This window comes from Stenotrophomonas sp. 05L414_2, from assembly GCF_056397905.1.
The window spans coordinates 1-5586 of the sequence record NZ_JBFTOJ010000226.1 but is presented as its reverse complement, the minus strand read 5'-3'; the positions used below and the strand labels follow the sequence as shown (position 1 = coordinate 5586).

7 protein-coding genes are annotated in these 5586 nt (G+C 63.3%); 2 read left to right on the top strand and 5 right to left on the bottom strand.

Annotation, left to right across the window (positions count from 1 at the left end; genetic code table 11):
* From AC1DJN_RS20435 to AC1DJN_RS20420, 4 genes are all read right to left on the bottom strand, one after another.
* The coding region (locus AC1DJN_RS20435) for a VirB8/TrbF family protein (RefSeq protein ID WP_478040007.1) at nt 1-401 on the bottom strand (401 nt) is incomplete at its 3' end.
* Between the two features lie 89 nt (nt 402-490).
* On the bottom strand, nt 491-937 hold the full coding sequence (locus tag AC1DJN_RS20430) for a hypothetical protein (RefSeq protein WP_025878721.1): 447 nt from the start codon (nt 935-937) through the stop codon (nt 491-493).
* 416 nt (nt 938-1353) lie between these two features.
* On the bottom strand, nt 1354-3033 hold the full coding sequence (locus AC1DJN_RS20425) for a type IV secretory system conjugative DNA transfer family protein (protein ID WP_032976218.1): 1680 nt from the start codon (nt 3031-3033) through the stop codon (nt 1354-1356).
* A 36-nt stretch (nt 3034-3069) separates the two neighbouring features.
* Nucleotides 3070-3327: a hypothetical protein gene (locus AC1DJN_RS20420; protein ID WP_025878723.1), complete on the bottom strand. Its 258-nt coding sequence runs from the start codon at nt 3325-3327 to the stop codon at nt 3070-3072.
* A gap of 122 nt (nt 3328-3449) precedes the next feature.
* Here AC1DJN_RS20420 and AC1DJN_RS20415 point away from each other — a divergent pair, with 122 nt between their 5' ends.
* On the top strand, nt 3450-3902 hold the full coding sequence (locus AC1DJN_RS20415; protein ID WP_032976219.1) for a phosphohydrolase: 453 nt from the start codon (nt 3450-3452) through the stop codon (nt 3900-3902).
* A 77-nt stretch (nt 3903-3979) separates the two neighbouring features.
* A complete protein-coding gene (locus AC1DJN_RS20410) occupies nt 3980-5188 on the top strand; it encodes an MFS transporter (RefSeq protein WP_478040005.1) in 1209 nt (402 codons plus the stop codon).
* 91 nt (nt 5189-5279) lie between these two features.
* Here the strand turns inward: AC1DJN_RS20410 and AC1DJN_RS20405 are convergent, their stop codons facing one another.
* The gene (locus tag AC1DJN_RS20405) at nt 5280-5567 is read right to left on the bottom strand and encodes a barstar family protein (protein WP_032976222.1); all 288 of its coding nucleotides are present in this window, start codon (nt 5565-5567) and stop codon (nt 5280-5282) included.
* Nucleotides 5568-5586: the final 19 nt, after the last annotated feature.

The window sequence follows — 5586 nt, the reverse complement described above, 5'->3', positions numbered from 1 at the left end:
GGATCACTTGACATCACAAACACCAGCTCCCAGTCGCGCAGGCCCATCACCGCCGAGTCATACGACTCACGCGCCAGCACRTACTGGGCGACGTTGCTGCGATTGACCGCTTCRTTGSTGGTGATSGTYTCGCCCTGGAACGTGCCGCGCAGGCGCGCAACCGTKGCCGTRCCCGTATAGGCATCAGCCATCACCAGGAACGGCACCTTCTCCTTCAACGGCAGCATGTAGTAGTAGCCACCGGCCAGCGCCAGCGACATCAGCAACGAACCGGTGGCGACCCACCAGGCACGGCGCTCGCTGCGCCGGGCCATGTCGGCCACGGTGATCTCGTAGCTGACCGCCTTGGCGACCGACTGCTCGACCTTGGGGCTGTTGCCTGCATCCTTCTTGCGGAACATGGGTTCTTCCGTACTGCTGAAACATCAATGGGCGCGACGCCCCTGCGCCAGGCGCGGGGTGCGGCACGTTCGATGATTTCGACGCGGTCTCAGCTGCCGCTGCTGGCTTCAGGATCCTGGGCCGACGCGGTCGGCGTCGATCCAGCGCTCTGCACGACGATCTGGTTGCCGACGATGGAGACGGAAACGCCCTGCGCCGCATAGGCCGCCGTGAGATCGATCACGGCCTGCTGTGCGTTGGTGGTGTCGATCTCCGACACCGCGCCATACAGGGTGAAATCCGAACTGAGGCGATAGTCCAGCGTACGGCCGGAATCCTTGGCCCAGCGCTCGAGCATGGCCTTCAGCGTGCGATCCATCGGCGACGCCTGATAGACGTAGCTGGAGTACAGCGGAATCTCGGTCGGAGCCGTCGCGAAACGGTTGACCGGCTTCCAACGCCCTCCAAAGTCGGGTGCGGGCTTGGTGGCACAACCTGCCACCATCAACGCCGCCACTGCGGCGATGGACATTTTTGCAATAAACGCCTGATTCATACGGGCTTCACTTTGACGTACGAAAAAGCAGTCCCGATGTTGGTCCCTTGGTCGTCCGGCACTGCGCGATGCACGCCGGAAACGTAACGAATGCACTGCTTAACAGCACATGGGCACGGTTCCCCTGCAGCTCGAAAGCTGCCAACCAAGTCGCGTGAAGCAACCTCATCCGAGGCCCCTCTCACGCACCCTCACCAACGTCGGAACCATCCCTGTTCCCATGGCTGAAACTCCTGGCCACTCTGAAAGCATGACGAATCACACAGATCCGCAAGCCACGCATAGAGTCGCACAACTACGCGTCAATTCGATGTCAGACAAATCTGAATTTTGACCAACGTATGGCGTTTCTTTGACGCGCTTCACTAATTCACCTCAATGAATGCGTGCATGCGTCACACTTTCAAGTCTGCAACTTAGACATCAAGCATCGGCACGTCAACCTTTGGCAGTAGACGTGACGTGAAATAGCGGTCCTTGTAATAGCGAATCTTGTCGCACTTGACCGGATGCGGGATGCCTTCGTACAGGAACACCTCCTTGTCCGGCCCCATCGCCTTGAGCTCCTGCGGCAGCATCAGCGCGCGACGCTCCTCGGTGAAGCTGTGGGTCTTTTCGCGCGCGTGGGTGACGTTCTTCTTGCGGATGGTGGTGTAACCCAGCATGTCCGAATAGTCGTTGGCGTCCTGCTGCTCGCGTGGTGCGTACAGGATCTGCAGCGCATGGTTGGTGATGATCGTGCGCGAGACCTCGCGGCCATAGGTGGCATCCAGCTGCGACATGCTCTGGATGATCGGCAGCAGGCGCACGTTGTAACCGGCCATGTAGGACACCGCCGAGGCGATGATTTCGACCTTGCCGATCGAGGTGAATTCGTCCATCAACAGCAGGCACTGGTACTTCAGGTCCGGATTGGACTTGGGCAGTTCCTTGGTGTTGAGGTTGATCAGCTGACTGAAGAACAGGTTGATGATCAATCGGCTTTCGGCCAGCTTGTTGGGCTGGATGCCGATGTAGATGGTCATCTTCTTCTTGCGCACGTCGGTGAGCAGGAAGTCGTTGGTGCTGGTGGCCTTGTCCAGGACCGGGTTGATCCAGGGGTTCAGCGGTTCCTTGAAGGTACCCAGGATCGAGGCGAAGGTCTCGTCGGCCTGGGACAGCATGTTGGCAAACGCCGAGCGCGCGTTGCTGCTGAGGAATGGGCGCTCGGACAGGCCCTTGAGGAACTTCTTCAGGTCACTGCCATCGCCGGAGGACAGGCGGTACACCGCACCCAGGGTCGGCGTGCCCTGCCCGCCTGGGAAGCCGCTGCTGCGCTCGTCATCCCAGTTCTCGAACAGGTACAGGGTGAAGGCGATGAAGGCATTGCGCGCCTGGCTGATCCAGAACTTCTGGTCTTCCGAGCCATCCGGATACAGCATCGCACCGATGCTCATCAGGTCCGAGACACGGAACGCCGGGTCGTCGGAGACATAGCTGAGCGGGTTCCAGCGATGGGTGCGGCGATCTTCGGCGAAGGGGTTGAACAGGTAGATCTCCTGCCCCTGGCTGGCGCGCCAACCACTGGTCAGGTCGAAGTTTTCCTGCTTGATGTCCAGCACCACCAGCGATTCGCCGTACTCCAGCAGGTTCGGGATGACCACGCCGACGCCCTTGCCCGAACGGGTCGGGGCCGCCAGGATCACGAATTGCTGGCCGTCCAGCCGCACCAGCTTGCCGCCATGGCTGCCGACCACGATGCTCTGGCCGCTCTTCTTGAACATGCCATGCTTGGCCAGATCGGCGCCGGTGGCAAAGCGCGCGTCACCGTGCAGCGAACGCTTGTCCTTCTTCAGCAGCACGACCAGGCCGACGATGGCCAACACCAGCAGCGGCAGGCCGAAGCCGAGGTAGCCGGCCCACTTGATCTTGCCCACGAACGGGGCAACCTGCGGCTGGCCGAGGGCGTGGAAATACTGGTAATAGGTATTCCAGGTGAGCAACTTGGTATCCAGACCAAGCAGCAGCAGCGTCAGGTAACCGGAAAGCACGAACCCAAGCAGCAGGGTCGCCAGCGTGATGATGGCGATGAGCAGATACTTCTTACTGGACAACACCCGAATCCTCCATGATGCGCCCGAGGGCGCGACGGCTTAGCGGCGGCGTCGCTGCGACGCCTTCCTCCGCAGGTTGACTTCATTCTCCAGCCCGGGCTCCACGCCCTCTTCCCGCACCAGTTCCTCAAGGTACCGGCGCGCATCGGCCAACGACATCAGGTCGGTCAGACGTTCCCCACCGTCGACGATGACCGCATGGCCGACCACATCGCCGGGAGCGTACACCGGCTCGTGGGTCACCGCTACCAGACGGAAGCGGCCGCGTAGTTCGAGCTGATGGGTGTATTCCTGCATGTCTCATCTCCCTGATGGAATCCAGATGCCATTCCTGCAGCGTCCGATGATGCCTGCACGGCCGTGGTGGCGGCATGCAGACAGTCCGTACGACAATACACGCTTGCACCGGGGAGATCGCAATGGACTGGGTAGAACGTGCACGCATGCTGGCGGTGGAGGCCCATGCCGACCAGGTCGACAAGGCAGGGCACCCCTACATCGGCCACGTTGGCCGGGTGGCCGCTGCCGTGCGCGGCGATGATGAAGCAGAGGCGGTGGCCTGGCTGCATGATGTGATCGAGGACTGCCCGGCCTTCGCTGGGCAGGTGCAGGCCTTTCCCGCCCCGTTGCAGGACGCGGTCCGGCTGCTGAGCCGGACGCCTGCGGCGGATGCCGACACGTACTACGCACGAATTTCGGCGGATCCGCTGGCACTGAAGGTCAAGCTGGCCGACATCGCCGACAATGCCGATGAAGCGCGGCTGGCATCGCTGGATGCCGCCACCGCCGAGCGCCTGCGTGACAAATACCGACGGGCCTTGGCGGCGCTTGGCCAGCAGGCCACGCCGGCAGCACCACCCATCGAACACTGATTTACCCCCAGCCCGGCTGATGCCTGTTGCGGTGCAGCAGTACAATGGGGCGCCTCCCCGCCCCTTTGCGCCCCCGAATGAGCCCCAACTCCCCTCTGGCCGCTCGGCTGACGCCGCGCCAGCGTACCCTGATCATCCTCGCCCTGTCGTTGGGCGGCTTCGCCATCGGCACCAGTGAATTCGCCAGCATGGGCCTGATGCTGGAGATCAGCCGCGGCCTGTCGATCAGCGAGACGCAGGTCGGCCACCTGATCAGCGCATACGCCATCGGCGTGGTGGTGGGCGCTCCGATCCTGGCCTTCGTCGGCGCCAGCTTCCCGCGCCGCAAGCTGCTGCTGGCGTTGATGGGGTTCTATGCCGTCGGCAATCTGGCCAGCGCGTTGGCGCCGAACTACGGCACGATGCTGGTGGCGCGCTTCGTCGCTGGCCTGCCGCATGGCGCCTACTTCGGGGTGGCGATGCTGGTGGCGGCAGCGATCAGTCCGGCCGGCCAGCGCGGCCAAGCAATGTCGCGCGTGCTGTTGGGGCTGTCGGTGGCGATCCTGATCGGCAATCCGCTGACCACCTGGCTGGGCCAGCAGCTGAGCTGGCGTACCGCCTTCGCCCTGGTCAGCGTGTTGGCCATCGCCACAGTGGCGATGATCGCGCGCTTCCTGCTACCCGATCCGGATGAGGTGCGGACCTCGCCGATGCGCGAGCTGCGCGCATTCAACACCCCCCAGGTATGGCTGGCGCTGTCTATCGGTGCGGTGGGCTTTGCCGGCATGTTCTGCGTGTTCACCTACCTGGCACCGACACTCGTGCAGGTGACCGGCGTGGCCGAGTCGTGGATGCCGCTGGCAGTAGGCGTGTTCGGCATCGGTGCGATCATCGGCAACATCGCTGGTGGCTGGCTGGTCGACAAATTCCACTTCAAGGCCGCCGCCGTGGTGCTGGTGTGGTCGATCGTGATGCTGCTGCTGTACCCGCTTGCTGCAGAATCGGTGTGGACCATCGGCCCGATGATCATCACCGTGGGCACGATGGGCGCCCTGGCTGCGGTGTTGCAGACGCGCCTGATGGACGTGGCCGGCGAGGCGCAGACCCTGGCCGCCGCCTCCAACCATGCGGCGTTCAATACCGCCAATGCGCTCGGCCCGTGGCTGGGCGGCATGGCGATCAGCGYCGGCTTCAGCCCGGCCACCACCGGTTACGTAGGTGCGGCGACGGCGGTCGGCGGCCTGCTGCTGTGGTGCGTGTCGGTGATGCTGGAGAAGCGCAGGATTGCCATCGCCGGCAGCCGCTGAACTGCGCACGGTTCGTCAGCCGTCGCCCAGGCGACGGTGTTGCCCTGGAGRCAACAGGCAGCACCACGCTGGCAGCGGCTGCACACCGCACCTACCGCAGGCAATAGCTGAAGCGTTCGTCCAGTGCCATGGCCTCATCCTGGCGCTGCACCCGCTCAAGTACGTCGACGATCTGCTGGAAGCGAGGCCCCAGCGCCTCTCTGGAAACCTGATGGCCGTTCCAGGTCAGCTGCAGCGGGCGCTCGACGCTGGCACTCAGCAGATCCCAGAGGGCGTCGAGATTGTTCCCATAACCGCGCTCGACACCCAGTGCGAGCGCCAGCGTCTCGTGGAATGCCCGCTCGCTGTGGATGCGGTTGCCGTCCAGTTCGATGTCCATTGCGAGCTACTCCGTTGCC

Excerpts from the sequence above, each read along its gene's own strand:
- AC1DJN_RS20430 (WP_025878721.1), bottom strand. The coding sequence starts at position 937 with ATGAATCAGGCGTTTATTGCAAAAATGTCCATCGCCGCAGTGGCGGCG.
- AC1DJN_RS20420 (WP_025878723.1), bottom strand. The coding sequence starts at position 3,327 with ATGCAGGAATACACCCATCAGCTCGAACTACGCGGCCGCTTCCGTCTG.
- AC1DJN_RS20415 (WP_032976219.1), top strand. The coding sequence starts at position 3,450 with ATGGACTGGGTAGAACGTGCACGCATGCTGGCGGTGGAGGCCCATGCC.
- AC1DJN_RS20405 (WP_032976222.1), bottom strand. The coding sequence starts at position 5,567 with ATGGACATCGAACTGGACGGCAACCGCATCCACAGCGAGCGGGCATTC.